General features: G+C 54.6%; 23 protein-coding genes, 1 tRNA gene and 3 pseudogenes. 14 read left to right on the forward strand and 13 right to left on the reverse strand.

All coding sequences use genetic code 11. The features are described from left to right. Positions 1–861 precede the first annotated feature (861 nt). The 4 genes from WFO64_RS15345 to WFO64_RS15360 all read right to left on the reverse strand — a co-directional run bounded on the left by WFO64_RS15345 (position 862) and on the right by WFO64_RS15360 (position 4,065). Positions 862–938 (reverse strand) — tRNA-Pro (locus WFO64_RS15345). A gap of 125 nt (positions 939–1,063) precedes the next feature. Next, entirely contained in the window at positions 1,064–2,755 is a 1,692-nt protein-coding gene (eptB, locus tag WFO64_RS15350) for a kdo(2)-lipid A phosphoethanolamine 7''-transferase (RefSeq protein ID WP_337012961.1), read from the reverse strand. Between the two features lie 321 nt (positions 2,756–3,076). Beyond that, positions 3,077–3,505: an organic hydroperoxide resistance protein gene (locus WFO64_RS15355; RefSeq protein ID WP_337012962.1), complete on the reverse strand. Its 429-nt coding sequence runs from the start codon at positions 3,503–3,505 to the stop codon at positions 3,077–3,079. Positions 3,506–3,600: 95 nt separating this feature from the next. Next, positions 3,601–4,065 carry a MarR family winged helix-turn-helix transcriptional regulator gene (locus WFO64_RS15360; protein ID WP_337012963.1) on the reverse strand — a complete coding sequence of 155 codons (465 nt, stop codon included), beginning with the start codon at positions 4,063–4,065 and terminating at the stop codon, positions 3,601–3,603. A gap of 62 nt (positions 4,066–4,127) precedes the next feature. On the opposite strand from WFO64_RS15360, the gene WFO64_RS15365 reads away from it, so the two are divergent. Continuing rightward, positions 4,128–4,721 carry an HD domain-containing protein gene (locus WFO64_RS15365; RefSeq protein WP_337012964.1) on the forward strand — a complete coding sequence of 198 codons (594 nt, stop codon included), beginning with the start codon at positions 4,128–4,130 and terminating at the stop codon, positions 4,719–4,721. Positions 4,722–4,762: 41 nt separating this feature from the next. Here the strand turns inward: WFO64_RS15365 and WFO64_RS15370 are convergent, their stop codons facing one another. Next, positions 4,763–5,059 (reverse strand): HTH-type transcriptional regulator, encoded by a 297-nt coding sequence (locus WFO64_RS15370; RefSeq protein WP_337012965.1) that lies wholly within the window; start codon positions 5,057–5,059, stop codon positions 4,763–4,765. Between the two features lie 718 nt (positions 5,060–5,777). On the opposite strand from WFO64_RS15370, the gene WFO64_RS15375 reads away from it, so the two are divergent. From WFO64_RS15375 to WFO64_RS15400, 6 genes are all read left to right on the forward strand, one after another. Continuing rightward, on the forward strand, positions 5,778–7,376 hold the full coding sequence (locus WFO64_RS15375) for a gamma-glutamyltransferase family protein (RefSeq protein WP_337012966.1): 1,599 nt from the start codon (positions 5,778–5,780) through the stop codon (positions 7,374–7,376). Between the two features lie 236 nt (positions 7,377–7,612). After that, positions 7,613–8,329 carry a DUF3053 domain-containing protein gene (locus WFO64_RS15380; RefSeq protein ID WP_337012967.1) on the forward strand — a complete coding sequence of 239 codons (717 nt, stop codon included), beginning with the start codon at positions 7,613–7,615 and terminating at the stop codon, positions 8,327–8,329. A gap of 432 nt (positions 8,330–8,761) precedes the next feature. Continuing rightward, a complete protein-coding gene (locus WFO64_RS15385) occupies positions 8,762–10,696 on the forward strand; it encodes a PTS mannitol transporter subunit IICBA (RefSeq protein WP_337012968.1) in 1,935 nt (644 codons plus the stop codon). Positions 10,697–10,789: 93 nt separating this feature from the next. After that, on the forward strand, positions 10,790–11,938 hold the full coding sequence (mtlD, locus tag WFO64_RS15390; RefSeq protein ID WP_337012969.1) for a mannitol-1-phosphate 5-dehydrogenase: 1,149 nt from the start codon (positions 10,790–10,792) through the stop codon (positions 11,936–11,938). A 64-nt stretch (positions 11,939–12,002) separates the two neighbouring features. Then, positions 12,003–12,548 carry a mannitol operon repressor MtlR gene (gene mtlR / locus WFO64_RS15395; protein WP_171820345.1) on the forward strand — a complete coding sequence of 182 codons (546 nt, stop codon included), beginning with the start codon at positions 12,003–12,005 and terminating at the stop codon, positions 12,546–12,548. Between the two features lie 103 nt (positions 12,549–12,651). Next, complete coding sequence (locus WFO64_RS15400) at positions 12,652–13,014, forward strand: YibL family ribosome-associated protein (protein ID WP_337012970.1); 363 nt, start codon at positions 12,652–12,654, stop codon at positions 13,012–13,014. Between the two features lie 8 nt (positions 13,015–13,022). On the opposite strand, the gene WFO64_RS15405 is transcribed toward WFO64_RS15400, so the two are convergent. The 3 genes from WFO64_RS15405 to WFO64_RS15415 form a co-directional block, all read right to left on the reverse strand. After that, positions 13,023–13,991, reverse strand: coding sequence for a VirK/YbjX family protein (locus WFO64_RS15405; RefSeq protein WP_337012971.1), 969 nt, complete (start codon positions 13,989–13,991; stop codon positions 13,023–13,025). 211 nt (positions 13,992–14,202) lie between these two features. Then, entirely contained in the window at positions 14,203–14,820 is a 618-nt protein-coding gene (sodA, locus tag WFO64_RS15410; protein ID WP_337012972.1) for a superoxide dismutase [Mn], read from the reverse strand. 280 nt (positions 14,821–15,100) lie between these two features. Then, complete coding sequence (locus WFO64_RS15415; RefSeq protein ID WP_337012973.1) at positions 15,101–16,441, reverse strand: aspartate aminotransferase family protein; 1,341 nt, start codon at positions 16,439–16,441, stop codon at positions 15,101–15,103. 207 nt (positions 16,442–16,648) lie between these two features. Between WFO64_RS15415 and WFO64_RS15420 the strand changes: the two genes are divergently transcribed. Beyond that, positions 16,649–17,425: a DeoR/GlpR family DNA-binding transcription regulator gene (locus tag WFO64_RS15420; protein WP_337012974.1), complete on the forward strand. Its 777-nt coding sequence runs from the start codon at positions 16,649–16,651 to the stop codon at positions 17,423–17,425. Here WFO64_RS15420 and fdhD read toward each other — a convergent pair. Further along, positions 17,422–18,246 (reverse strand): formate dehydrogenase accessory sulfurtransferase FdhD, encoded by an 825-nt coding sequence (fdhD, locus tag WFO64_RS15425; RefSeq protein ID WP_337012975.1) that lies wholly within the window; start codon positions 18,244–18,246, stop codon positions 17,422–17,424. The two genes, WFO64_RS15420 and fdhD, sit on opposite strands and share 4 nt — an antisense overlap. Positions 18,247–18,437: 191 nt before the next feature. Here fdhD and WFO64_RS15430 point away from each other — a divergent pair. From WFO64_RS15430 to WFO64_RS15445, 4 genes and pseudogenes are all read left to right on the forward strand, one after another. Next, positions 18,438–19,119, forward strand: a pseudogene (locus tag WFO64_RS15430) (4Fe-4S dicluster domain-containing protein); the annotation flags it as partial. Continuing rightward, a pseudogene (locus tag WFO64_RS15435) lies at positions 19,119–19,759 on the forward strand (formate dehydrogenase subunit gamma). The pseudogenes WFO64_RS15430 and WFO64_RS15435, both read left to right, overlap by 1 nt. Continuing rightward, a complete protein-coding gene (gene fdhE / locus WFO64_RS15440; protein WP_337012976.1) occupies positions 19,759–20,682 on the forward strand; it encodes a formate dehydrogenase accessory protein FdhE in 924 nt (307 codons plus the stop codon). The pseudogene WFO64_RS15435 and the gene fdhE overlap by 1 nt, the downstream one beginning before the upstream one ends. 21 nt (positions 20,683–20,703) lie before the next feature. After that, positions 20,704–21,315, forward strand: a complete 612-nt coding sequence (locus WFO64_RS15445) for a glutathione S-transferase (protein WP_337012977.1) — start codon at positions 20,704–20,706, stop codon at positions 21,313–21,315. A 135-nt stretch (positions 21,316–21,450) separates the two neighbouring features. On the opposite strand, the gene WFO64_RS15450 is transcribed toward WFO64_RS15445, so the two are convergent. After that, the gene (locus WFO64_RS15450; RefSeq protein WP_337012978.1) at positions 21,451–21,750 is read right to left on the reverse strand and encodes a type II toxin-antitoxin system RelE/ParE family toxin; all 300 of its coding nucleotides are present in this window, start codon (positions 21,748–21,750) and stop codon (positions 21,451–21,453) included. Further along, positions 21,747–22,031 carry a damage-inducible protein J gene (locus WFO64_RS15455; protein ID WP_337013053.1) on the reverse strand — a complete coding sequence of 95 codons (285 nt, stop codon included), beginning with the start codon at positions 22,029–22,031 and terminating at the stop codon, positions 21,747–21,749. The genes WFO64_RS15450 and WFO64_RS15455 overlap by 4 nt, the downstream gene beginning before the upstream one ends. 368 nt (positions 22,032–22,399) lie before the next feature. Between WFO64_RS15455 and WFO64_RS15460 the strand changes: the two genes are divergently transcribed. Both WFO64_RS15460 and WFO64_RS15465 read left to right on the forward strand, forming a co-directional pair. After that, on the forward strand, positions 22,400–22,624 hold the full coding sequence (locus WFO64_RS15460; protein ID WP_337012979.1) for a SymE family type I addiction module toxin: 225 nt from the start codon (positions 22,400–22,402) through the stop codon (positions 22,622–22,624). A 2-nt stretch (positions 22,625–22,626) separates the two neighbouring features. Continuing rightward, a complete protein-coding gene (locus WFO64_RS15465; RefSeq protein WP_337012980.1) occupies positions 22,627–22,773 on the forward strand; it encodes a hypothetical protein in 147 nt (48 codons plus the stop codon). Positions 22,774–23,031: 258 nt separating this feature from the next. On the opposite strand, the gene WFO64_RS15470 is transcribed toward WFO64_RS15465, so the two are convergent. Both WFO64_RS15470 and WFO64_RS15475 read right to left on the reverse strand, forming a co-directional pair. Then, a complete protein-coding gene (locus WFO64_RS15470; protein ID WP_337012981.1) occupies positions 23,032–23,277 on the reverse strand; it encodes a hypothetical protein in 246 nt (81 codons plus the stop codon). Continuing rightward, positions 23,274–25,526 (reverse strand): annotated as a pseudogene (locus WFO64_RS15475) (VENN motif pre-toxin domain-containing protein); the annotation flags it as partial. The pseudogene WFO64_RS15475 and the gene WFO64_RS15470, both read right to left, overlap by 4 nt. Positions 25,527–25,545: the final 19 nt, after the last annotated feature.

Raw genomic sequence — 25,545 nt, forward strand, 5'->3', positions numbered from 1 at the left:
GTCAATACAACGGTTACTTATTTACACAGAGTGTGAGGGATAGCATGCAACGGTAATAAAAACCGTTTCAGTCTAAAAGCCATACAATGTACACCGCGACTGACCTGATTTCCGTGCATTGTGCTGGATATCAGCTCTGTCGCTAGTGATTCTCAACGCTAAAAAACTTAAAACTTTAACCAGCAAATGTTGAACAACTGAACGATTCACCGTGCGTTATGACGTTCACCCAGCGGAATATGCTGGCAAAGAAGCATAAGAAATCAGGATGTTGCCGCTTTCGGTCATAAGAAGAACGTGTCGCGAATTATGATCGAATGTCTGATGTGGCAAGGTTTGCCAGCGGGAAAGTGGTGATAACAATGGCTGGCAAACAGAATGCGCGGCGGAACCTTTTACTGGAACTTTCTGGAAGGAAGCAGATGAGGTTTGGATCTGCCAGACGTGAAGCGAAGGGAGCATACGCCTGTAGCAAAGCATCGCGGGCCAGGGAGGGTCCGCGCTGAGCATGCCAGGGATGGCGTCTTTTGCATCTTTGCGGAAGGCATATGCTCCCTGAAGCCTGCTCAACTGGTAAGAATGTGAATGCTTAGCGGTAAGATCGAGAATGCTTCAGGAACACGGGCAGATCGCAAAGGCGCTTAAACCATCCCTGGACGCCCGGCCCACGCCGTCCCTGGCGTGGGACGCTTTCCTCCTCTGCCCGTGTTCCCTTTGCCTTGAGTTTATGCGCTGCGGTCAGATTCACTCGGGTTTAGATCTGTCAGCCGTCTGAAGCCCGCACAGCGCTAATTCTTTGCCTGCAAATCACTCTTCTACAGACGAAAAAAAACCTGTCTTTTCAGACAGGTTTCTTAAATATGGTCGGCGAGAGAGGATTCGAACCTCCGACCCACTGGTCCCAAACCAGTTGCGCTACCAAGCTGCGCTACTCGCCGATGGGGGCGCATGTTACTGCTCCCCCCGATCAGCGTCAACCGCTTTTTATGCTTTTGCCGCCAATCGCCTGGAAAGCACGCGGTTACCGGAAATCAACCGCCTGCCTTACCCTTTACGACCACGATTAAGGCGATTTAGTCTGATCTTTAGCCGGTGCCTGGCACCAGTTGTTGGCCGGGTTAATCCCGCCATCTGGTGAGGTATAACCCAGACAGCCCAGGATGGTATCGAACAACTCAACGTGGCGATGGACACGGCCCACACGCTGCTGCGCCTGCAGCCGCTCAAAATTACTGCGGTTCTGGCTGTCTTCCAGATATTTATCTGACGCCCAGACCATCATCGGTACGCGGAACTGCTCAGGCGGTGCCATCTCACGCGGCGTGCCGTGCAGATGCATATTCTCGCTGATCGACTCACCGTGATCGGCAGCATAGAAGACGATCGCCTTCTTATCACGCAGCTGATCCAGCACGCTATCCAGCATGCTATCGACATACAGCACCGAGTTGTCATAAGCGTTGATCAACTGCGCTTTACTGCAGGTCTCATCCACGCCCATACACTCCGGCTGATACTTCGCGAAGCTGCGTGGGTAACGCTGTGAATAGAGATAATGCGAACCTTTAGTATGCAGTACCACCAGATGCTTACCTTTCGGGAAGCGATCCAGTGATGCTTTCATCTCCGGCACCAGCAGCATGTCATCCACCGCCTTACCCTTGTTGCGTTCTTCTGAACCAATCTGTTCACGGAAGGCAAAGTTGTTGGCATTGATGTTGTCGTAGAACCAGACTTCGCTCTGCATTGCAAACAGCTCAGAGGTGAAACCCAGCGCTTTCATTACCGCAAATACATTCTGCTCTTTCAGCGTACGGCCAGGGTTGTCCATGGTGCCGCCTTCACGTACGAACATGCAGCGCAGCGACAGCTTGGTCGCGGTGTCACAAGACTCGCCGCGGAACGCCACCAGATTTTTCTCTTTTGACAGCTTGGGCGTAGTATCACGCTCATAGCCCAGCATTCCCATGTGATCCCAGCGCGTTGTTTCGCCAATGACAAACACCACATAGGTGTCATCCAGCCCGGCAGGCGCAACGTAAGTAAACTTCTTCGCCGGATCCAGCAGTTCCTCGCTTTTCAGCGACTCATCCACGCGGGTCCAGGCAAACAGTCCGACAGCGGCCAGCCAGTTCGAAGGAAGATAAGAGTGCGCCACCACACCGCCGTAACTCGGCAAATCAATGTTGGTGATCTCTTCGTTGTGCTTCTGCAACTTGTCGAAATAACGGATCGGCAGCCAGACCAGCGCCACGCAGAGCAGCATAATCAGGGTCGGTTTCAGACGCTGCCCTGGCGTACGCAGCTGTTCATTCAGCGTCATGCTCAGCTTGTTACACCAGATCATCAGCAGCGGTAGCGCGCTGACCAGCACCATCCACAAGACGAAATGGTAGCCGATCACCTCTCTGGAGAGATCGGTATCGGTCGTCATCACCGAAGCCACAATACCGTAGCCAATAACCACGTTAAAAAACGCCATGTAATAGGCGGCGGCAACAGAAATCAGAACAATCAGCGTGGCCAGCACGCGATAAAACCACTTTCCTCCCAGCGAAAGCAGACGCATCAGGAAGAAAGTCAGCAGCACAATGGCCACCACCTCGGTGACGGCAGTCAGCCAGTTCGTTATTGTCGATTGCTTGAGAAAACCGTCAAAACGACGATAGAAAATCGGTAAATTCAGTAATATACCGAGATAGAGCGCCAGCAAGAATGATAACTTTTGCTGAGTCAGGGTTTTAATATAATTCATGAAAAAAGGTGTTTCTCCGGTGTGAAGCGCTTAACCAAATCTTTTATGTGACTGCCGAAACGCGGCAGAGTTCGCTGAATAAGCGAACCGGACAAGATGAAGGAAAATTCTGAACGGATTTCTGGGCTATAACGCGAGGTGGCTCAGTAAAACATGGCCGGGTTGTATAGACCAGAAAATAATCGTTGTCGACCTGATTAGCACATTTTTTGTACACCGCGAAGAGTGACTGTCGGACGTAGTGTCACAGAGAGCATCAGGGGAAAGGAAATGATGGCAGAAGAAAAGTGCGGGCCTGATGGTTTCGGGCCCGCAGCATGCTTAGCGAATAATATTCAGCGTGACATCAATGTTGTTACGGGTGGCGTTTGAGTAAGGACAAACGATGTGCGCCGCATCAACCAGCTTCTGCGCTTCTGCTTCATCCATTTCTGGCAGATGAATGTTCAGCGTCGCTTCGATACCAAAGCCGTTGGGAATTGGGCCGATACCCACTTCACCTTCAATCCACGCATCTTTCGGCATGGCGAATTTGTCACGGCCCGCCACAAATTTCATCGCGCCGAGGAAGCAGGCTGAGTAGCCCGCAGCAAACAGCTGCTCAGGGTTGGTCACTTCGCCACCGGCACCGCCCATCTCTTTTGGTACGCCCAGTTTCACGTCCAGTACACCGTCAGATGAGGTTGCACGACCATCACGACCACCGGTTGCTTTGGCTTTGGCACGGTAAACCACTTGTTCTAAAGACATGACACTTCTCCATTACGCTATTTAATCGCCCGCTACTTATCTATCCGTAATCAGGCGGTGAGGTGTAACGGGTGCAGCGCACCCGTCAGCAATATTTATCGTGACTGATTCAGGTTATCGCGTAACCCATCCAACTGTAATTTCAGCGCCAGCAGGGTGTCATCATCACAGGCTGTGGCACATTTAATCGCTTCAGGAATCGCTTCAGCCTTAGCCCATAACGCGCGGCCCGCATGGGTCAGCGTCACAGCAACCTGTCGTTCATCCTGACGGGTTCGCTGCCGGTTAATCAGACCTGCGCTTTCCAGCCGCTTCAGCAGTGGCGTTAATGTCGCTGAGTCTAAGAAAAGCTGATCGCCAATCTCTGAAACCGTGACATCGTCTTTATGCCACAGCACCAGCATCACCAGATATTGCGGATAAGTGATGTCAAGCTGGCTCAGCAACTGGCGATAGACTTTGCTCATCGCCAGATTGGCAGAATAAAGAGAAAAGCAGAGATGCTGATCGACCAACAGTGGCATCGTTTTCACTTTTTTGTCATCTTGATCACTGTTCATGGTGATTAATATAAATAGCGCGCTAGATAATTGCAAGCAAACTTTTTGTCAGGGGAAAAAGCATGCAGAATTCACTGGAAGAACAGGCGCGTCGCTTCGCCACCGAAGCACATGCCCGTGCCGGTCAGCGCCGCAAATATACCGATGAGCCTTACATTGTTCATCCGGCAGCGGTGGTGGAACTGGTGCGCAGCGTCAGCCATGACGATGCCTTATTAGCGGCAGCCTGGCTGCACGACACCGTGGAAGATACCTTAACCACGCAGGGTGATATCGAAGCCTACTTTGGTGCGCACGTGGCCAGTCTGGTGGAGATGCTGACCAATCACGCACCCGCTGCCGCAAAAAACCGGGCGGCCCGTAAACTGGCCCATTTCCGCCATACTGCCAGCGCCAGTCCTGAAGCGCAGACCATCAAACTGGCTGACATCATCGATAACACCCGCGCTATTGTGCGTTTTGATCCTGACTTTGCCCGGGTTTACCTGGTTGAAAAGCAGATACAGATTGAGTTGCTGAAACAGGGAGATGCGCAGTTATGGCAGCAGGCTTCCACGATTATAGAAAGCGGGCTTGCACAGTTGCGGGAGCCCCCCTATAGCGTGCCGGAGAGCTGGTTTGTGAAACAGGCAGCTAAATACAGCGAATTGCGCTAATAAAAAACCCGCCTCAGGCGGGTTCTTTTCGTGATGTCTGTTTATTCTAGCAACTGTCGCCCCAGATAGGGATTGGCATGTAATAACTTCATCAATTTCTGTGCCGTCGCTGAAGGACGGGTACGCCGGGCTTCCCAGCTTTTCACGGAAGAAACGCTTACGCCCATCACTTTTGCAAACTCATCAACCTGCATGCCGGTCATTTCGCGCAGACGCTGCGGCTCTGGCTGGGCGGGTTGCTGACGCTGAAAAAGTAACTCGGCGGCGCGATCATCACGTGTCAAAACAATCTGCTCAAGGCTGCTGAGCAATTCAAACATCGGGTCTTTTAATTCCATAGAGAACTCCTTAAAAACTCACTATGAAGCACGTGAAAGTAGAGAGGTACGAGCCTGAAGTCAGGACTCTGAAACCGGGCCTGTTACAGGCTGGATCCCGCAAGGGTTTGTTTTTGTTATGAGAGAAACCACTACGGGACACAGCCTGCTATGCACTGCTTTAAAGATGTCAGAACACTGCAACAAATGCCGGGAGACTAAGTATGGATAGAGACCTGACTATTTGCCGCGCAATTTATAATTATTTTTTTTACTATTGTTTGCCGGAAAAGTTCCAGCGCCTCTAATACGCTGAGGCTGTTGAATTTTGTGCCTTCATAGTGGGCAAAAAAATCAAATGTTGTGTGTTATTTATGTGGATGCCATCAAGCTTTCTGCGGGCATATTCTCATTTCTGTGAGGCACTAGACCTCTTCAGAGTGTGTGCAAAATATACGCCAATGGTTTACTTCCTGAACATCTATATTCAATGTTCTTATGAAATTAAGAATAGTCCTGGTGGAGGCTACGCGCTGGTGCGCGGCGGGTCACAAAGCAAAGCGGGTGAATCTTTTAACCTGAACGCGGCGGTATCGCCAGATTAATCAACAGGCACCTTCATGAAACGGCAGACGCCCCATGCTGGTGCAGTCGCCTGTCACCCCGATGCGCGTTAAACGTGCAGCCACGCGATATCGTGCCAATAACGGGCAACACCTGAACCCTGTAAGGAAAAGCGATGCGTGAAACAGATTTTAACGTCGGATACCCTTCTCATCGCGTACCCATGATGGGGCGTAATGCCGTCGCGACCTCACAACCGCTGGCGGCGCAGGCGGGTTTGCGTATGCTGCAACAGGGGGGTAATGCTGTTGACGCGGCGATCGCTACTGCCATCGCCCTAACCGTACTGGAGCCAACCGGAAACGGCATTGGCAGTGATGCGTTTGCCATTGTCTGGGACGGCAGCGAGCAGCATGGCTTAAACGCTTCAGGCCGGGCGCCCGCCGCCTGGCATCCCGAACGCTTTGCCGCTCTGAGCGCGATGCCTGAAACCGGCTGGGAGTCTGTCACTGTGCCGGGCGCCGTCTCGGCGTGGGTGACGCTGGCGCAGCGCTTCGGCACCTTACCGCTGACCACCCTGGCGCAACCGGCAATTGACTATGCGCGCGACGGCTTTCCGGTATCGCCACTGATTGGTCAGCTCTGGCAGCGTGGCTATGACAAGCTACGGGATCAGCCTGGCTTCAGCGACTGCTTTGCGCCGCAGGGTCGTCCACCCCGTGCGGGCGAACTGTTCCGCAATCCGGCTCAGGCCCGCACCTTGCAGGCGATCGCTGAGACTGAAGGTGAAAGTTTTTATCGCGGCGCGCTGGCGCAGAAAATGGCGGCCTTCGCCCGCGAACATGGCGCCGCCCTGACGCTGGAGGATTTAAAAAATCATCGTGCGGACTGGGTTACCTTGCTTTCGCGTCCGTTTGCCGGGGGATCGGTAGAGGAGCTGCCGCCTAATGGTCAGGGAATGGCGACCTTAATTGCGCTCGGCATTCTGGAAGCGTGGAAGATCAACCGCTATGCACCCGATTCACCGCAGTGGCTGCATCTCTCTATTGAGGCGATGAAACTGGCGTTGGTTGATCTGGAACGCTATGTCACCGATGAAGATCACCTCGAATTTCCGGCTGAACACCTGCTGAGCAACGACTATATCCGCCAGCGGGCAGCGTTAATTGATCCTGACAGGGCGGGAGATTTTCGTTTTGGCTCCCCACAGCAAAGCGGCACGGTTTATGTGGCGACAGCGGATGCCAGCGGCATGATGGTTTCATTCATTCAGTCTAATTACATGGGATTTGGTTCCGGCGTGGTGGTACCCGATACCGGCATCAGCCTGCAGAACCGTGGCGCGGGCTTTTCGCTCGATCCAGGCCATCCCAACGTTGTAGCGGGCGGTAAGCGCCCCTTCCACACTATTATCCCGGCCTTTGCGCGGGATCAGCAGGGCCAGCCACTGATGGCATTTGGCGTGATGGGCGGGCCGATGCAGGCACAGGGACACGTCCAGCTGGCACTGCGAATTATGCTGCACCGGCAAAATCCTCAGGCCGCGATTGATGCGCCGCGCTGGCGCGTGGTACGGGGGCGCGAGGTGATGTTTGAATCAACACTCGATCGCAATACCCTGAGTACCCTGCGCCGGATGGGTCACAACGTGGTACTGGAAGATCCTCTGAGCAATTACAACTTTGGTGGTGCGCAGGCGATAATGCGCGATCCGCAGGGCTTCTACATTGCGGCCAGCGAGAGTCGCAAAGATGGCCAGGCCGTCGTGTTCTAAGGCCGCGCAGTGAGCACCAGGCTTCTGAACACGCCTTTCAGATTTGCGCGCTGAATCCTGTGATGGCAGTGAACGCAGCGCGCTCTGACGCACGGGCGATTCCGTTCTGCAACTGGCGATTCACAAAGCATCTGTTTAACAGGTGGTTTCACATTGTGCCGTGGCTCAGGTTTGTTCTATTCTTTAGGCCATTCTTACCTGGACATCCGACAGTATCACCGACAGGAGTTGAACCCATGGCTTCAGGACTTACACGCCTTATGGCACGCGGCGGCATGATGCTCGCTGGCGCGCTGATCGTGCTGCAACTCACCGCATGCGGTGATAAAGAAGGCGAGCAGCGTAAAGCATTTATCGATTTTCTCCAGAACACCGTGATGCGCAGCGGCGAGCATCTGCCCAGCCTCAGCGAAAATCAGAAGCAGAGCTTTGGTAACTTCGCCAGCGATTACGCCATCATGTATGGCTTTTCGCAGCAGGCGAACAAAGCAGTTGAACAGGGTATGCGTCCGGTGGTGGATGAGCTTTCTGCCATTCGCGTTCCGCAGGATTATCTCAGCCGTCGTGATGCCCTGCGTCAGGCGAATAGCGCACTGGTGATCGTTACCCAGCAGATTGAAAGCGCCAAAATGCAGGCGGACAGCAGCAAAGCCGCCCTGAAGCAGCCGGATGACCTGAAAAAGGTCTACGACACGGCGTATAACAAAGTGGTGACGGTGCCCGCCAATCAGCTGATTCCGCTGCTGCCAAAACTCCAGGCACTGAGCCAGGGTGCCGTGCAGACCGGCGATTTCCTGCAAACGCAGGGAACCCGTGTCAGCTTTAATGATGGCGGCGTGCAGTTCCCGACGCAGGATCAGGCTTCGCAATATAACGCGCTGATGAGCACCTTATCAGCCAATGCCCAGGCGCTTCCTCAGGCACAAACTGCCGTCCAGGGTGGTCTGCAGTAAATCTGCTGTACGGGCTGGCGTTAATCGTCTGCCCGTCTCTTATCCTTTTTTCGTCTCACTCGACCGCCTGCGGAATGAAATGTGATCTGGCGCATTTTCGACCAAAAATAGTTTGTGATCTAAGTCACATATATAATACAAACCGCCTGGACCTAAGTGTGATTAATCTCACAGATAAACTGACAGACCGGCTAAAAATGCGGCAAAACAACCTCATCCACTCTTAGAAATGTGATCTAAGTCACGCTAAACACCCCCGTGACCACCCTGAATCCGTGATGCATATCACACTTATGGTATGCGCTACGCAGTGTTAAATTCGCGTGATAGAGTCCGCGTGCATACAGTGATATCACCGGCTCTAGGTCGGGGTGGCTAAACAAAAACAAGCGCGCTCTCCTATTGCAGCGCGTCTCAATAAGGGGTGGGTTTATGTCCTCATCAGTGAAGGTCAAAGTACAGAGCTTTGGTCGCTTTCTGAGTAATATGGTGATGCCAAACATCGGGGCGTTTATCGCCTGGGGTATCATCACCGCACTGTTTATTCCAACTGGCTGGATCCCTAACGAAACGCTGGCCAAACTGGTTGGCCCGATGATCACCTACCTGCTGCCACTGCTGATCGGTTTCACCGGTGGGCGTCTGGTGGGGGGCGATCGCGGCGGCGTGGTTGGTGCGATTACCACCATGGGTGTGATTGTCGGTGCCGATATGCCGATGTTCCTCGGTGCGATGATTGCTGGTCCGCTGGGCGGCTGGGCAATTAAGTCGTTTGACCGGGCGATTGACGGCAAAATCAAAAGCGGCTTCGAGATGCTGGTCAACAACTTCTCGGCCGGTATTATCGGCATGATTCTGGCACTGCTGGCGTTCCTGGCGATCGGCCCGCTGGTTGAAGGTCTGTCACACATTCTCGCTGCGGGCGTGAATCTGATGGTGCAGAACAATCTGCTGCCACTGACCTCAATCTTCGTGGAACCGGCAAAAATCCTGTTCCTGAACAACGCCATCAACCACGGTATCTTCTCACCGCTGGGCATCCAGCAGGCAAGCGAAGCCGGCAAGTCGATCTTCTTCCTGATCGAAGCCAACCCGGGTCCAGGTATGGGCGTGCTGATGGCCTACATGTTCTTTGGCCGTGGCAGTGCTAAACAGTCTGCGGGCGGTGCGGCGATTATCCACTTCCTCGGCGGCATCCATGAGATCTACTTCCCGTATGTGCTGATGGCCCCTCGCCTGCTGCTGGCGGTTATCCTGGGCGGTATGACCGGCGTCTTCACGCTGACCGTGCTGAACGGTGGCCTGGTCTCTCCTGCCTCACCGGGTTCTATCCTGGCCGTGCTGGCAATGACGCCAAAAGGTGCCTACTTCGCTAACATCGCCGCTATCGCTGCAGCCTTCGCGGTCTCTTTCGTGGTCTCCGCTATCCTGCTGAAAACCAGCAAAGTCAAAGAAGATGATGATATCGAAGCCGCGACCCAGCGCATGCATGAGATGAAAGCGCAGTCGAAAGGCCAGAGCGCAGCGGGTGGTGCCATTGCCAGCGATGCCATGAGCGTCGATCTGCACCACGTGCGTAAAATCATCGTCGCCTGTGACGCCGGTATGGGTTCCAGCGCCATGGGTGCAGGCGTACTGCGTAAGAAAGTGCAGGATGCCGGTCTGAGCAATGTGTCGGTGACCAACACCGCGATCAACGCCCTGCCAGGTGATGTCGATCTGGTGATTACGCATCGTGACCTGACCGAACGCGCTATTCGCCAGGCGCCGCATGCGCAGCATATCTCGCTGAACAACTTCCTCGATAGCGCGCTCTACAGCACGCTGACCGAACGTCTGGTGGCCGCTAACCGTAGCGACGTGCGTCGAGCAACCGTGACCACCGCCCTGTCAGATAGCTACGACGAAGGCAACGCGCACCTGTTTAAACTGGGCGCAGATAATGTCTTCCTCGGTCTGCGTGCCAGTAACAAAGAGCAGGCGATTCGTTTTGCCGGTGAACAGCTGGTGAAAGGCGGTTACGTTGAGCCTGAATATGTTGACGCGATGCTGGCGCGTGAAAAACTGACGCCGACCTACCTCGGTGAGTCGATTGCCGTGCCGCACGGTACGGTTGAAGCCAAAGATCGTGTGCTGAAAACCGGCGTGGTGTTCTGTCAATATCCTGCAGGCGTCCTGTTCGGCGAAGAGCCGGACGATGTGGCGCGCCTGGTGATTGGGATTGCTGCCCGCAACAACGAGCACATCCAGGTGATCACCAGTCTGACCAATGCGCTGGATGATGACAGCGTGATTGAGAAGCTGGCTAACACGACCAGCGTGCAGGAAGTGCTGGAGCTGCTGTCCGGTAAGCCTGCACTCGCGTAATTTAGTGATATTTTCCCTGGGGCGGTCATGCCCGTCCCGATTTCCTGGGGCGGGTTTGCCCGCCCCATCGTCATTTGATATGGGTCAAAAATTATGAAAGCGTTACATTTCGGAGCAGGAAACATTGGTCGCGGCTTTATCGGCAAATTACTGGCTGATGCAGGTATCGAACTGGTTTTTGCTGATGTGAATCAGACAGTGCTGGACGCACTGAACGCGCGTCATGAGTATCCCGTACATGTGGTTGGCGAGCAGGCCAAAACAGAAACCGTTAAAGGCGTCAGTGCGGTAAACAGCACCAGCGATGAGATCATCACGCTGGTTTCTGACGTCGATCTGGTCACCACCGCTGTGGGTCCGCAGATTCTCGAGCGTATTGCCAGTAGTGTGGCCAAAGGACTGGCAAAACGCAGCGATAACGGCAATAGCCGCCCGTTAAATATCATCGCCTGTGAGAATATGGTGCGAGGCACCAGTCAGCTGAAACAGCATGTGCTGAAGGCGTTGCCGGAGCACTATCACGCCTGGCTGGAGCAGCATGTCGGCTTTGTAGATTCCGCTGTCGATCGCATCGTGCCACCGTCTGAGGCGGGCAGCACCGACCCGCTGGACGTCACCGTTGAAACCTTCAGCGAATGGATCGTTGATAAAACCCAGTTTAAAGGCGACCTGCCTGCGATTCCGGGTATGGAACTGACCGATAACCTGATGGCGTTTGTTGAGCGCAAACTCTTCACCCTGAACACCGGTCACGCGATTACCGCCTATCTCGGCCAGCTGGCCGGTCACCAGACCATTCGTGACGCCATCCTTGACGAAAAAATCCGGGCCGTGGTGAAGGGCGCTATGGAAGAGAGCGGCGCGGTGTTGATCACGCGCTACGGTTTTGAGGCGGAGAAACATGCGGCCTACATCCAGAAAATTCTTGGCCGCTTTGAAAACCCGTATCTGAAAGATGATGTTGAGCGCGTCGGTCGTCAGCCGCTGCGTAAACTCAGCGCGGGCGATCGCCTGATCAAGCCAACGCTGGGCACAATTGAGTATGGCTTACCGCACGCCAGCCTGGTGCAGGGTATTGCCGCCGCGATGCATTATCGTAGCGACCAGGACCCACAGGCGCAGGAGCTGGCCGCGCTGCTGGCAGAAAAAGGCCCACAGGCTACGCTGGCTGAGATTTCAGGGCTGGATGCCGACAGCGAAGTGGTGGCTTCTGTGGTGAGCGCCTGGCACGCTATGGCATAATGCGCGCGTGTTAGTGACGCAAGCCGGGCGTAGTTCGCCTGCGCCCAACGGCGGTATTGAACCCATGCAGGCAATAATGGAAGAGAAGCAGGCTTTTGAGAACCGGGTGCTTGAGCGCCTGAACGCCGGTCGTTCGGTGAGAAGCTTTCTGATCGCCGCCGTTGAGCTATTGGCTGAAGCCGTCAATCTGCTGGTGCTGCAGGTTTTCCGTAAAGATGACTACGCGGTGAAATATGCGGTAGAACCACTGCTGCTGGGTGATGGGCCTTTGGGCGAACTCTCGGTTCGCCTGAAGCTGATTTACGGTCTTGGCGTCATCAGCCGGCACGAATATGAAGATGGTGAACTGCTGTTGGCGCTGCGCGAAGAGCTGAATCACGACAGCGGCGATTATCGTTTTACCGACGATGAAATTCTCGGTCCGTTTGGTGAGCTGCACTGCGTGACCGCCTGGCCGCCTGCACCAGTGTTTCACACCGAAGATGCAGAGCTGCGCAGCATGCAGCAGCAGCGCTATCTGCAGATGGTGCGATCCACCATGGTGCTGTCGCTTACCGAGCTGATCGCCCGCATCAGTATGAAGCAGGCGTTCAAAAAGTCCGGCAGCTAATCCTGCCAGGCGCCCTTCCGGCGCCTTTTTCGTCTTAACCTAACCGGGAACATGCGCCGGATTTGGTGTATCCTTGGCCTGTTTTCCTCAACGAGTTGTTGTCATGAAAGAGCAAGAAAAGAACGAAATCAAACGTCTCAGCGATCAGCTGGACGCACTAAACCGCAAAGAGCCGCAGTTACTGGAGTCGGGTGATGCCGAGAAACTGGGCGCGTTGCTGAAAGAGAAAGAAACGCTGGTGATTGAGATTGAGCGTCTGCGCGGTCAGCGGGTTGAAAAACTCAGTGCCGAGGCGCAGAAACTGCAAAAAATGGGCTTCAGCCGCGAAATTACTAAAAAAGAGCAGGCAAATCTGGGCGCGCTGAAGAAAAGCGTGCGCGGCCTGGTGGTGGTGCATCCAATGACCGCGCTGGGACGTGAAATGGGTCTGACAGCGATGACCGGCTTCGCCAAAACCGCATTCTGATGGGTCGATCAGGCAGCAGCCTGATCGACATCGGCTTTGCGTTCGCCGGCGGCGGCAGAAACCTGCTCCGCCAGCGCATCCAGCAGTTCATAGCGACGACGATACTCTGCCCGCTTCTTACTGGCGATCTCCTCCAGCGTTTTACGCGGCAGGCTCAGCGGCAGGATAAACATCCCATCCCTGCGCGCTTCACCACTCAGCGACAGCCAGAATTCACTGTAGCTGGCAAAAAACTTATCCCCTTTGCTATGGCGATAACGCAGGCTGCGGAATACATGGGTCTCATCGCCCACCGCCAGAATATTTTCCACGCCGCACTGCCTGGCAACAATAAACACCGCCTCCATTAACAGGCGTTTCGGAAAAAGACCGTGAGCAGCCTTGGTCGCCTCGCGGATCACCTCATTATTAATATGTTTCCGCGGCCCCTGTAATCCGCCAATTAATAAGGTACGCTGGGTATTCTCATTGAGAATTGAAAATGAAAGCGAAGCAATAATCTCGTCGTTATAACGTAATACCAGTGTGACTTCCCCTTCCCGATCGAAATAACCGGAACTGCAGGAGAGTAAAAAGGTCTCGCTATTTTTACCGGTCAGCGTGGCCAGCGGATTATCCGTGGCGCTCTGCAGCAGCTGACGCAGCGCAGGATTTTCAAGATTATTCATCAGGGTGTAATGATCAAGTATCGCCTGCGCACGCGCAGCAATGCTCAACCCTGAACGCAGATAGGGCCGGTGCAGTTTGGCTGGCAGCAATCCCTGGGTACCCATCAACAGAGGGAGTTGCGGTAAATGCGACAGCTGATCCAGATAATGCAGCGTGGTCAGCGGCGATATTAAGGTTCTTAATACAAATTTCAGCCGGAAACGTTTACTCATCCAGAGTTTATCCGGTACGTATTTCCCACTAATTAACTGAAAGAAAAGCGAAGCAGAAGAATCGGTCGTGGTTTCGTGAGTAGTGATAATTGACATAGTCAGCGACACGCATTGAGCAGGAATGTCACTGAGAATAAAACAACGAGTATCAACGGAATGTTAATGTGGAATAACGTTAAAAGCGCGGCGGTTAAAAAGCGAGATCCGTTTATTTTTGGTTTAATTTTGGGGGGCGGGCATTAAAGACAAAAAAACCGGCGAAATAAAATTCGCCGGTTTATCTTCATTGCGTTTACGTTAGGTTAACTTACTGAGCAGTCGCGAAGCGGGCAGCGGCCTCGTCCCAGTTAACCACGTTCCAGAACGCTTTGATGTAGTCAGGGCGCTTGTTCTGATACTTCAGATAGTAAGCGTGTTCCCACACATCCAGTCCGATAATCGGGAAGCCAGAAACGCCAGCAACCGCTTCACCCATCAGCGGGTTGTCCTGGTTTGCGGTAGACACCACAGCCAGTTTGTCGCCTTTTTTAACCAGCCACGCCCAGCCAGAGCCGAAACGGGTCGCTGCCGCTTTCTCGAACTCTTCCTGGAATTTCTCTACGCTACCGAAATCTTTCTCGATAGCCGCTTTCAGGTCGCCCTGCAGCGTGGTGCCGGTTTTCAGGCCTTTCCAGAACAGGCTGTGGTTAGCGTGACCGCCTGCATTGTTACGCAATGGGCCTTTTTTATCTGCTGGCAGCTGATCCAGTTTGGTGATCAGCTCGTCTACCGGCAGATTGGCAAATTCAGTGCCTTCCAGCGCCGCGTTAGCGTTGTTCACATAGGTCTGGTGGTGTTTAGTGTGATGGATTTCCATCGTCTGCTTGTCGAAATGCGGTTCCAGTGCGTCGTATGCGTAAGGCAGGGATGGCAGTGAATAACTCATGTTCTTCCTCTCCATTTAGTGTGAGCAGCACGACGAATTCAGGACGTGCCGCGTAAGCAGTCGAATCATTATAGTTAAATTCATGTAGCGTAAAAGGGTAATCAATGCCCTATTAACCCTAAGGATTTGAGAAATCTGGCAAAAGCAACCCATTGTTTTTACAGCATGCTGATGCTGACTCTGCCTTTTAAGCCTTATCAGACAGAGAGGGGCGCGCTGAGCCAGCGCCGCCAGCGGCTACGCATCCCGCACGAATGCTGTCTCTGCCCTGACCTGCGCGTTACTGACCCAGCTCGCGCAGCGCGCTGTCCAGTGCGCCAACCAGCCAGTCAATATCGCTTTCCTGGAAAGCCAGTGGCGGACGCAGTTTCAGCACATTCCCATACGGGCCAGCGACCGAGGTCAGCACACGATGTTCACGCAGTTTCTCGATCAAATCCAGCGCCAGCGTTTTATTCGGTGATTTGCTGTGTCGATCAGTAACCAGTTCAAAGCCGATAAACAGTCCGGCACCCCTTACATCCCCCACGCACGCATAGCGATCCATCAGGGTCCTCAGCTCAGCCAGCAGCTTCGCGCCGACCACCCGGCTGTGCTCCTGCAAACCCTCTTCGGTGATCACCTTCAGTACTGCCTGTGCCGCTGCCATCGCCACCGGATTGCCACCGAACGTATTGAAGTAGGGAATTGAGTCGCTGAAGGCGGCCAGCACCTCGCTTTTTGCCAGCAGCCCGGAAACCGGAATGCCATTGCCCATCGGCTTACCCGTGGTAATGACATCAGGCACGACATCGTGACGGCCAAAACCCCAGAACGCATCGCCAGTACGGCCAAAGCCAGGCTGCACTTCATCGGCAATAAAGATGCCACCGTTGGCATGCACCACCTCTACCGCTTTTTTCAGGAAGCCGCGCGGATCGGGCAGAACGCCGTCCGAGGAAAAAATCGAGTCCGCCAGGAAACCGGCAAATTTAATGCCGTGCGCTGCCATATCATCAATCTGCTGCTGAATCTGGTCAGCGAACCAGTCGCCGAGGTCAGGCGCATCCACACGATAAGCATCCGGCGGCATCACCAGCCGCGTGGTGGGCGCCAGCGGCTGTCCACTGCCCAGCGCCGGAGAGGCACCGGAAGTCAGCTCACTGGTGCCGTGATAGGCCTCTTTACTGACAATAATCCCGCTGCCGCCACTAAAGGCACGAGCCACGCGGATTGCCAGATCATTAGCTTCTGATCCGGTACACATATACATCGCGCGATCAATAGCTGCAGGCGTGGTCGCCAGCAGCGCTTCACTGTAGTCGAGGATATTTTCATGCAGGTAACGGGTGTGAGTGTTCAGCATTTTCATCTGCTGGGTCACTGCCTCAATCACGGCCGGATGGCAATGGCCGATGCTCGCCACATTGTTGTAGACGTCGAGATATTTATCGCCCGCCGCATCCCACAGATATTGCCCTTCACCCCGCACCAGATGAACCGGTTTGCGATAGAACAGGCGATAGGATTCACCCAGCACTTTGCTGCGTTTATCGGTCAGTTTGCGCGTATCGCTGTCGAGCGCATCGGCGTGTTCGGCACGAAAACTGTTGGTATCCATAATGGTGGAACGCGTGGCCATAATGACTCCCGTGACAAAGATGAAGGAAGAAAAGCGGACGCCTTTATCATGCCTGCCTGAATCTAAAATGCAACCAAATACACAAATACATTAAAATACACATGACGCAGGCGGATCGCTCCGCTAAGCTTGCCTTCTGATTCAGACGGAATCGTGCGCTTCACTGACGTATCATCCGTGCTTTTCGCGTTTTACAAGGAAACCTCTATGTTGCAGGAAACGCGCCTTCATCGCATCCGTACCTTACTCGCCCGGTTTAACCAGGTGAGTACCGAGCGCATTATCAGGGAGCTGGCGGTGTCGCGCGAAACCGCGCGCCGCGACATCATTGAGCTGGAAGCGCTGGGTCTGGCGCGCCGCGTTCATGGCGGACTGGTGGCAATTGAAACGCCGGCTGAACCGCCGCTGACGAAACGCCGCCGTACCCAGACCCGGGAGAAGCGCGCCATCGCCCACGCCGCTGCGCAGTTACTGCAGCCCGGGCAGACGCTGTTTCTTGATGCGGGTACCACCACCACGCTGCTGGCAGAGGAGCTGCACGCCCTTTCCGGCCTGACGATAGTGACAAATAGCCTGCAGGCCGCGCTGGCGCTGAGCGCCGGAGAGGAAGATCAGCCGCTGAATAATCAGATTATTTTGCTGGGCGGAACGATGTCAGCAGGAGCCCAACAGACGCGCGGCGAAATCACCGTAAGCGAAATCATCCGCTACCGTGCCGATGTAGCGCTACTTTCGCCGGTCGGTATTGAGGCGGCCTGGGGTGCCAGCAGTTTTCACCCGCACGAAGCGGCCATCGCCCGGGCGATGGTGCAGCAATCTGCATCCTGCTATCTGCTGGCCGATCACGCCAAACTGGGTGTGGTCAGCCGCACGGTTTACGCGCCGCCCCAGGCGATCACCCTGTTGATTACCGACAGCAACGGCCACAACAGTGACGCACTTGAGGCATTGCAGCAGGCGTTGCCAGAGGTAGTGGTGGTTTAACGCAGTCGCTCAGGATGACTGTAGACTGTGGCACGGCCAGGTTTACTAAACCCAACCAGCGTCAGGTTGCAGCGCTCAGCCACCTCAACCGCCAGCCGGGTCGCCGCCGAGACCGCAAACAGGATCTCAACGCCGCACATAGCGGACTTCTGTACCATTTCATAGCTGGCGCGGCTGGAGACCAGCACCGCTCCCGGTCCCCACTCTGCCTGGCTGCGATACCCCAGCAGTTTATCCAGCGCCACATGGCGACCCACATCTTCACAGCCACTGGCCAACTGACCATCGGGCTGGATCCACGCGGCAGCATGGGTGCAGCCCGTTTTCTGTCCGACCGGCTGATAATCTTTCAACCGACCCAGCGCCCGATCGAGCTGATCCAGCGCGAAGGTCTGGGTAAACGGCAGCGGAGATAGCGGCTTGCCAATCTGGTCCAGTTGTTCAACGCCACACACGCCGCAGCCGGTCCGGCCTGCCAGCGCGCGACGCTGTTCTTTCAGCGCCATGAAACGGCGGCTGGAAAGCTCAATCTGAACCTCAATACCGTGACAACCCGGTACGATATCCATGCCGAAAATGTCGCCGGGTGCATCGATAATGCCCTCTGACAGAGAAAAACCCAGCGCAAACGCCTCCAGGTCTTTGGGCGTGGTCATCATCACCACATGAGAGATGCCGTTAAAGACCAGCGCCACCGGAACCTCGTCCGCCAGCCAGTCAGTCTGAGCTTCGGACAGATCGGCGCGCTGCCACACCTGCGTCCTGCTGACGCCGGCCTGATTTGTTAAATCTTCGCCTGAGTCAGGCTGGATAGATTTCAAAAAGTATGACCTGTTGTTAATAAACAATGAAATTCAGTGCCCCGTGCAGCAGGCCACTGACGCGCACTGATTCTGCCTTTTTGCCCCTGGTAGCGCAAATAAACAGCGGGGCAATTCATGCGGTTTTCTTACCGGGAAAGGCGCAGCTACGCCTGCTGGATCTACAGCGGCGGCTGGATGCCGAAAGGCAACCAGATGGCCTGACCGCCAAATCCTGGACGGTGTTGCGCTTTTTGGAAGTCGAAGAGAACGGCTAGCTCATCTGACTGATTCGCAACGATGGCTGCCTGCACTGCGCCGATCCCGGCTGTCTGAAAGACTGCCCGTCAGCAGGCGTCATTATTCAGTACGCCAACGGCATTGTCGATTTTCAGTCTGAACAGTGTATCGGCTGCGGCTACTGCATCGCGTGCTGCCCGTTCAACGTGCCACGACTGAATAAAGGGGATAACCGTGCCGACAAATGCACCCTGCACAAAGATCACGTCAGCATGGGTCAGGAACGCACCTGTGTGAAGACCTGTCCGACCGGTGCCATTCGTTTCGGCAGCAGCGATATGCGACGCTGGCAGAGGAACGCGTGGCGGAGCTGAAGTCGCGCGGGTTTGCGCAGGCTGGCCTCTACGACCCGGAAGGGGGGGCGGCACCCACGTAATGTGGGTGCTGCATCATGCCTCAGCTCTATCACGGACTGCCTGCTAACCCGGGCATCAGCCCGACCGTGACCTTCTGGAAGGGATCTGGAAACCGCTGGCGGCGCCAGGTTTTGCCGCTACGTTCACCGCCTTAATCTTCCACTATGTCGGTGTTGGCCCGAACCGCGTCCCTGAAGAGCATAACAACAACGACGATCAGCCTGAGCTGCATCAATAATGAAAAAGCCCGATCATCGGGTGCGTAACCACGCACCCGAACGTATCAGTCACTGGATCGTCGCGATTTGCCTTGTCATGGCCGCGTTAAGCGGATGAGGGTTTTCTTTCCGTTATTTAACTGGCTGATGCAAATATTTGGCACGCCACACCTGGCGCGTATTCTGCATCCTTTTGTTAGCGTGGTGATGTTGGCCGCTTTTATGCCGATGTTTTTGCATTACCGGAAACACAACCTGATCAATCGCGATGACCTGTACCAGGCCAAAAATATTCACCGGATGGCGCTGAATACAGAGGTGGGTGATACCGGTAAACATAACTTTGGTCAGAAGTGTGTATTCTGGGCTGCTATTATCAGCTTAGTGTTGCTGCTTGCCAGCGGCATTGTGATCTGGCGACCTTACTTTGCCGATGCCTTCGCCATTCCGCTGAGTCGTCTGGCGCTGATTGTGCATTCGGTGTCAGCGGTGGCGCTGATCATCGTCATTATGGTGCATATTTATGCTGTATTGTGGGTCAAAGGCATGCTGACCGCGATGGTGGAAGGATGGGTCAGCGCTGAATGGGCCAGACATCATCATCCTGGCTGGTACCATGAGCAGCGTCATCCACCAATAAAACAGGAAAAACGCCCCTGATGAGTATTCGCATAATCCCGCAAGATCAGCTGGAGAAAAGCGAAAAGACAACGGCGGAGATGATTCCGCCGTTACTTTTTCCACGGCTGAAAAATTTATACAGTCGTCGTGCTGCGCGACTGCGCGACCTGGCGGCGAAAAATCCCCTCGGCGACTACCTGCGTTTTGCTGCGGTGATCGCAGAAGCACAGGAGATTGTGCTGTATGACCATCCGCTGCACATCGACCTGCATGCCCGACTGACGCAGAGCGCCAGCGAGGGTAAGCCGCCACTGAACATTCACACCCTGTCGCGCGATCCGCACTGGCAACGGCTGCTGCATTCGCTGATTGCCGAGCTGAAACCGGAAATGAGCGGTCAGGCGCTGGCGGTGCTTGAGAATCTTGAGAAGGCGTCGGCCACGGAGCTTGAGACGCTGGCCAGCGCGCTGTTTACCGGCGATTATGCGCTGGTCAGCAGCGATAAAGCGCCCTTTATCTGGGCGGCACTCTCGCTCTACTGGGCGCAGATGGCGGCCCTGATACCAGGCATTGCACGCGCTGAGATGGGCGATCAGCGTCAGTTCTGTCCGGTCTGCGCCAGTATGCCGGTCGCCAGCGTGATGCACATGGGCAGTCCTAAAGGCGCGCGCTATCTGCACTGCAATCTGTGCGAAAGTGAATGGCATGTGGTGCACAGCAAATGTACCCAGTGCGAACAGTCCCGAGACCTGCACTACTGGTCGCTCAACAGTGAGCAGGCGGTGGTGAAGGCTGAAAGCTGTGGCGACTGCGGCACCTACCTGAAGATGCTTTATCAGGAGAAAGATCCGGCCATTGAACCGGTTGCAGATGACCTGGCGTCGCTGATACTGGATGCCAAAATGGAGCAGGAAGGCTTCGCGCGCAGCAGTCTCAATCCTTTTATGTTTCCTGGCGAATAGTCACTGACTCTGGAGAACCCGATGAAACTGATTGGCAGCTATACCAGCCCATTTGTGCGTAAGATTTCGATTATCATGCTGGAAAAAGGCATTACTTTTGAATTCGTTAACGCATCGCCTTACAGCGATGACAGCCACGTGCCGCACTACAATCCGCTGGGCAAAGTTCCGGCGCTGGTCGCTGATGATAAGCAAATCTGGTTCGATTCCAGCATCATTGCGGAGTTTCTGGAACTGCGCGGCGAGGAGCCTGCTCTGCTGCCTGCCGATCCGCTTGAATCACTTAACATTCGTCAACTGGAAAAGCTGGCGGATGGCGTCAGCGATGCCGCGCTGGTGATCGTGCGCGAGCAGATGCGTCCGGGGGATTTGCAGTCTGAGGAAGTATTGCTGCGTAATCGTGAAAAGATTCAGCGCAGCCTCGATATGCTGGAAGCAAAGGCCGCAGAGGGCAAATGGCTTAACAACGGCCAGCTCAATCTGGCGGATATCGCCACCGGATGCATGATCGGCTACCTCAATTTCCGCCGCGTGGTGCCGAACTGGTGTGTCGAACGACCGGCGCTGGTGAAGCTGGCGGAAACGCTGTTTCAGCGCGAGAGCTTTGCGCGGACATCGCCACCTGCGGCGTGATGGGTGCTGTGGCTGGCAGGTGGCGAAGCGCGGAGTACGGTTTGGGGGTTAATGGTTTATTCCACCTTTGAAGCGTGCCGTTCGATCTGACGACGTCCGTATGCCTGACATTCTGATGCGCGGTGAACCAGCTAACTATCTTTGATAGCGGCCCGTTATCTTACGGGATGTGTGCAGTACCCGCAGGATGCGAACCGCCTCTGCTTCAGCAACATAGATGATGATGAACGGAAAGCGGGGAACTACCAGTTTATACTGTTTTTCTGTTCCGACTTTTGTACCAGCCCGCGGGTTTTCGCTAAGCAGACTGGCCACGCTGGTAAACTTATCGTCTGTTGCACTGGCTACCAGCAGGCCAGCCTCACGATACAGATAACGAAATATCGTCTCCCTGTCCGCCTGCGCCTGTTTTTCCCACTGAACAGCTGATATCACAATGTTCCCCGCGCGGCCTGCGCTTTCAGTTCTTCCATGCGGGCATTCATTTCATCATTACTGATGAACTCACTTTCACCGGCATCATAACGACTGAATGCCGCCGTTATTTGCTGTTCCAGCCAGGCATCATGCTGGCCATCCTGAAACTGCCGCTCTTCCGCTGCCAGCTCTTCCGCTCGCTGACGCATAACCTCTGTCAGCGTCTTCTTCTGGCGCTCGGCGGCCTGCATGGCCAGTCGTTTAATGTCGTCATCAATTCTGAAGTGGATAGTGCTCATAGCCGGACTCTCGCGTGGTGTCGTTTGTGGTGTCATCTTGCCTGTCATCCTTTTCCCTGTCATCTTCATTTCACTCTTATGCGATGTCGGAAATCGCCACACTCATGTGAAAAAAAGACTGGCTGCAGATTTTTGAAGAGGGTATTGGGAAGAGGATATAAACGAAATAGTGTAAGGAAAAACAATCCGTTCTCAGAGACGCCTCGCAGTTTATTACTTAGCTTTCAGCAAGTTTACAAAGTGGGCGGTGTATATTTGAACAGGAGAAAACAGAAAAGGAAGAACGTAAGCAGAGATTTTTAGCGCGAGCTGAAGGTGGTGGAACACCAACAGCCCGCTGACCACAACTAACTAGGTAGGAGTTAATTATGGCTGGAAGAGATTCTATGTCAGAACCCGCCGTATCCCAAGCCCGCAAAAGTATCGTCGGATACCGTCCCAACGGTGGCGGACCGAATCCACTGCCACAACTCACCATCAAGGGACGCTGGCTGGAACAGTGGGGATTTATCCGGGGCCAGCTGGTGAGCATTATCGCCGAACAGGGCCAGCTGATTATCCGCATCATGCACCTCACGGAGGAGAATGTGTGAGTATGACTTTTATTCAGAACCCCCTCCCGGAGCTGATCATCACAGGCGGCCAGCTAGCCGCGCTCGTATTTATCACCGACACGCCGTTCCGGGTGACGCTACGGCTTGACTCGCTGACAGTGACTGTCGTCACCGATGAAGCCGAGTAGCGAGCACTCTGCGAAGCCAGCCTGCAGTTGCAGGATTCATGGGCCGACTGTGTGCGGAAGAATGGCGAGGTGATTATCGGCGGCGACTGGCTGACCGGCTTCGGTATCACTGAGGCGGGACAGCTGGAGATTACCACTGCGCCCGGAGAGCTTCAGTTGCGTTGGCAGTAAGTGGGAGGATTCAGGGCTTGAAAGCAAAAATCCCGGTCAGTTGACCGGGATTTACTTATATTAAGGATAACCATAAATAAACATAGTTTATCTATTAAGTGATTTTTTCCTGTAGGGAATATAATAAGATAACCATATTAAGACTCCCAACACAAAACCAATAACTGCCATTTTGAAAGCAATACGTAATTGATGGCTTCCGAAAAAATCATTAAACACTCCACTTCCAGGCAACCATTGAAAAAAAAGACTAATTATAAACATACAAGCAGAGGCGACAGTGCAAGAATAAATAAGCAGCATAGCTAGCTTCCAAGTTGGCACTTTCATCATTTCTTCTCCTCTACGATTTTATTTGCAGATTGGTTGAAAAGACCCGATGCCGCAGAGTCGGTAACATTGGCAGCTATTGATGGAGTGGCATTTTGAGGAACAGGCTTAGATATTGTCCACACTCCTGTCTGAACCCAATCATATTGTTTTGAGACCGGATTAAACACTTTATCAAACGGTATCTTTATAATATTACCAGCCGTATATCCTACTGATGCGCCGGTCTTACTCATCAAAGCAGCCATAAATGGATCGTCCCCGCTGATTTCCGCCTGGTAATAACCGCCTGCTGCATTCCATGACATGGTCGGATTGTACCCTTTACCGGTAGTAATCCCACCAACGACTACAGATCCGATTACGTCGGATAGTTTTACTTCTCCTGTTGTTCCATACTGGATACCTGCGCTCGCTGCACCTGTAACCCCCACCGCAATAAGCTGTTCTTTGGTGTTATTCACGGCATTAGTCATAATTGCCTTCCCGCCCATTATTGCTACTGGCCAGGAGGTTGGGGTCATTACCACATCCATAAACCGATCACTTTTCGTGATATTATCCTTAAGGAATTTAAGATCAGACCCGTTAAGATATTTAACTATCGCAGATGCATCCGGATCTTTCAGTTTATCACCCAGCCTTACCTGATGTTTATCAGCATCTAGAGCAATGTTAGTTTCCGCCTGAACCAGTTCTTCCCAGCTTACACAGGCAACACCGCCTCCGGTACAGGCTTCCGCCAGTTCCTTACTGTTTTTATTGCTGATATCAATATATTTCTTAATTATGGCCTGACAGTCACCGCCCGACGCTTTACAGTCCGAGAGTTCTTTATCAAGCGCCCTGGCTTCTGCGGTGTGCAAGTTATTATTCTCAATCGCATTTTTACCCGCCTGCGCCCCCGCCACCGCATCCGCCGTGCTGTCACCCACTACGCCGCCAGCCAGACCCGCCGCCAGCGTCCCCAGTGCGCTGATCGTCTGGCGCTGCTCTTCGTCCAGGTCTTCACGTTTAACGCCCGGATACATCTGCTGCGCGATGTATTCGCCCATCACCGCGCCCGAGGCTCCGGCCAGCGCAGCATTGCCCGCCGCGTACGAGGTTACCGCACCCAGCACCGCGTGCGCCATCAGGTTTGCTTCGGTATTAACCTTACCGTTCGCATCCGTGGTCAGCTCATGTATCTTTTCCGCCAGGTGCGGTGCCGATGCGCCGCTTATCGCCTGCGCCACGTTCCCGCCCGACAGGCCCTGCACCGCCGCCGTCACCGCGCTGATGCCCTGCTGCAGCGACGAACCCGTGCCGAACGGCTTCATCGCCGTGTCGTAAGCCTGCTTCGCTATCTCATCTGCCGTCGGGTTCAGCTTCCCTTTTCCGGCCAGCTCTTCCCTTGCAGCCGCCAGTGCTTTCGGGTCCTGCTGCGCCCTCATGCCCGCTACCTGGCCCTGCGTCCGCGCGATATCCCCCGCCTGCGCCCCGATTTCCCCGATAAGCTGTGCCGCCTTCAGCCGGTTCTGCTCCTTCTCCTTGTCAAAGATCACGTCCAGCCCCGGATTCGCGTTCGTAACGTCGCGGCTGAGATCTGCCACGTCCTGCTTCTGGTTTTCCTTATCGCGGATAACGATCGTGCCTTCGCTCACCGCCGCCTTCGCCACCGAATTCGCGCTGCCGCTGCCGCTCAGCCCCGCCAGCATCCCGTTCGCCATGTTCCCGGCGAACTGACCGCCCACGCTACCACCCGTGCTCATGCCGGCGCTCTGATGCTCCACCTCATATTCCGCGTGGTTCTCTATGTCGCCGAAGCCCAGCGTGCCGGTGTCGAGCCGGTTTTTATCCGCCGTCGCCGTTGAGCTGATGACTGCACCGTTCAGTTGCGTGTGCTCTCCGACAGTCACGTCAAAGCCGCCCCTGCCCGCAAAAATCCCGGTCTGCTCCGCCACGCTCTGCCAGTTGCTGTGCATCCTATCATGGCTCACGTTCACGTTCGCCGACCCGGTCATCGAGCCGAAGGTGAAGCTCCCGCCCGCGCTGGCGCTCTGCTGCTTGCTGTCGTAGCGGTCGCTGTCCTGCTCCGACGTCAGCGTCAGGTTGCGGCCCGCGTCCACCTTCACGCTCTCACCGTTTGCCTGCGCGCCCGTGAGCGTCGTGTCTCGCCCGCTGGTCAGGCTAAGCCGGCTGCCCGCGTCCAGCGTGGTCTCGCTGTGCGTCAGCCCGTTGCCTTTTTCACTGCCCTTCGCCGCGTTGACGCTCCCGCAGCCCCAACCTGCA

It is taken from the genome of Pantoea sp. AS142, assembly GCF_037152305.1.
Classification (GTDB): domain Bacteria; phylum Pseudomonadota; class Gammaproteobacteria; order Enterobacterales; family Enterobacteriaceae; genus Pantoea.

Bases quoted from the DNA above. Each gene is read 5' to 3' on its own strand.
- eptB (WP_337012961.1), bottom strand. From the start codon at position 2,755: ATGAATTATATTAAAACCCTGACTCAGCAAAAGTTATCATTCTTGCTG.
- WFO64_RS15355 (WP_337012962.1), bottom strand. From the start codon at position 3,505: ATGTCTTTAGAACAAGTGGTTTACCGTGCCAAAGCCAAAGCAACCGGT.
- WFO64_RS15360 (WP_337012963.1), bottom strand. From the start codon at position 4,065: ATGAACAGTGATCAAGATGACAAAAAAGTGAAAACGATGCCACTGTTG.
- WFO64_RS15365 (WP_337012964.1), top strand. From the start codon at position 4,128: ATGCAGAATTCACTGGAAGAACAGGCGCGTCGCTTCGCCACCGAAGCA.
- WFO64_RS15370 (WP_337012965.1), bottom strand. From the start codon at position 5,059: ATGGAATTAAAAGACCCGATGTTTGAATTGCTCAGCAGCCTTGAGCAG.
- WFO64_RS15375 (WP_337012966.1), top strand. From the start codon at position 5,778: ATGCGTGAAACAGATTTTAACGTCGGATACCCTTCTCATCGCGTACCC.
- WFO64_RS15380 (WP_337012967.1), top strand. From the start codon at position 7,613: ATGGCTTCAGGACTTACACGCCTTATGGCACGCGGCGGCATGATGCTC.
- WFO64_RS15385 (WP_337012968.1), top strand. From the start codon at position 8,762: ATGTCCTCATCAGTGAAGGTCAAAGTACAGAGCTTTGGTCGCTTTCTG.
- mtlD (WP_337012969.1), top strand. From the start codon at position 10,790: ATGAAAGCGTTACATTTCGGAGCAGGAAACATTGGTCGCGGCTTTATC.
- mtlR (WP_171820345.1), top strand. From the start codon at position 12,003: ATGCAGGCAATAATGGAAGAGAAGCAGGCTTTTGAGAACCGGGTGCTT.
- WFO64_RS15400 (WP_337012970.1), top strand. From the start codon at position 12,652: ATGAAAGAGCAAGAAAAGAACGAAATCAAACGTCTCAGCGATCAGCTG.
- WFO64_RS15405 (WP_337012971.1), bottom strand. From the start codon at position 13,991: ATGTCAATTATCACTACTCACGAAACCACGACCGATTCTTCTGCTTCG.
- sodA (WP_337012972.1), bottom strand. From the start codon at position 14,820: ATGAGTTATTCACTGCCATCCCTGCCTTACGCATACGACGCACTGGAA.
- WFO64_RS15415 (WP_337012973.1), bottom strand. From the start codon at position 16,441: ATGGCCACGCGTTCCACCATTATGGATACCAACAGTTTTCGTGCCGAA.
- WFO64_RS15420 (WP_337012974.1), top strand. From the start codon at position 16,649: ATGTTGCAGGAAACGCGCCTTCATCGCATCCGTACCTTACTCGCCCGG.
- fdhE (WP_337012976.1), top strand. From the start codon at position 19,759: ATGAGTATTCGCATAATCCCGCAAGATCAGCTGGAGAAAAGCGAAAAG.
- WFO64_RS15445 (WP_337012977.1), top strand. From the start codon at position 20,704: ATGAAACTGATTGGCAGCTATACCAGCCCATTTGTGCGTAAGATTTCG.
- WFO64_RS15455 (WP_337013053.1), bottom strand. From the start codon at position 22,031: ATGAGCACTATCCACTTCAGAATTGATGACGACATTAAACGACTGGCC.
- WFO64_RS15460 (WP_337012979.1), top strand. From the start codon at position 22,400: ATGGCTGGAAGAGATTCTATGTCAGAACCCGCCGTATCCCAAGCCCGC.
- WFO64_RS15465 (WP_337012980.1), top strand. From the start codon at position 22,627: ATGACTTTTATTCAGAACCCCCTCCCGGAGCTGATCATCACAGGCGGC.
- WFO64_RS15470 (WP_337012981.1), bottom strand. From the start codon at position 23,277: ATGATGAAAGTGCCAACTTGGAAGCTAGCTATGCTGCTTATTTATTCT.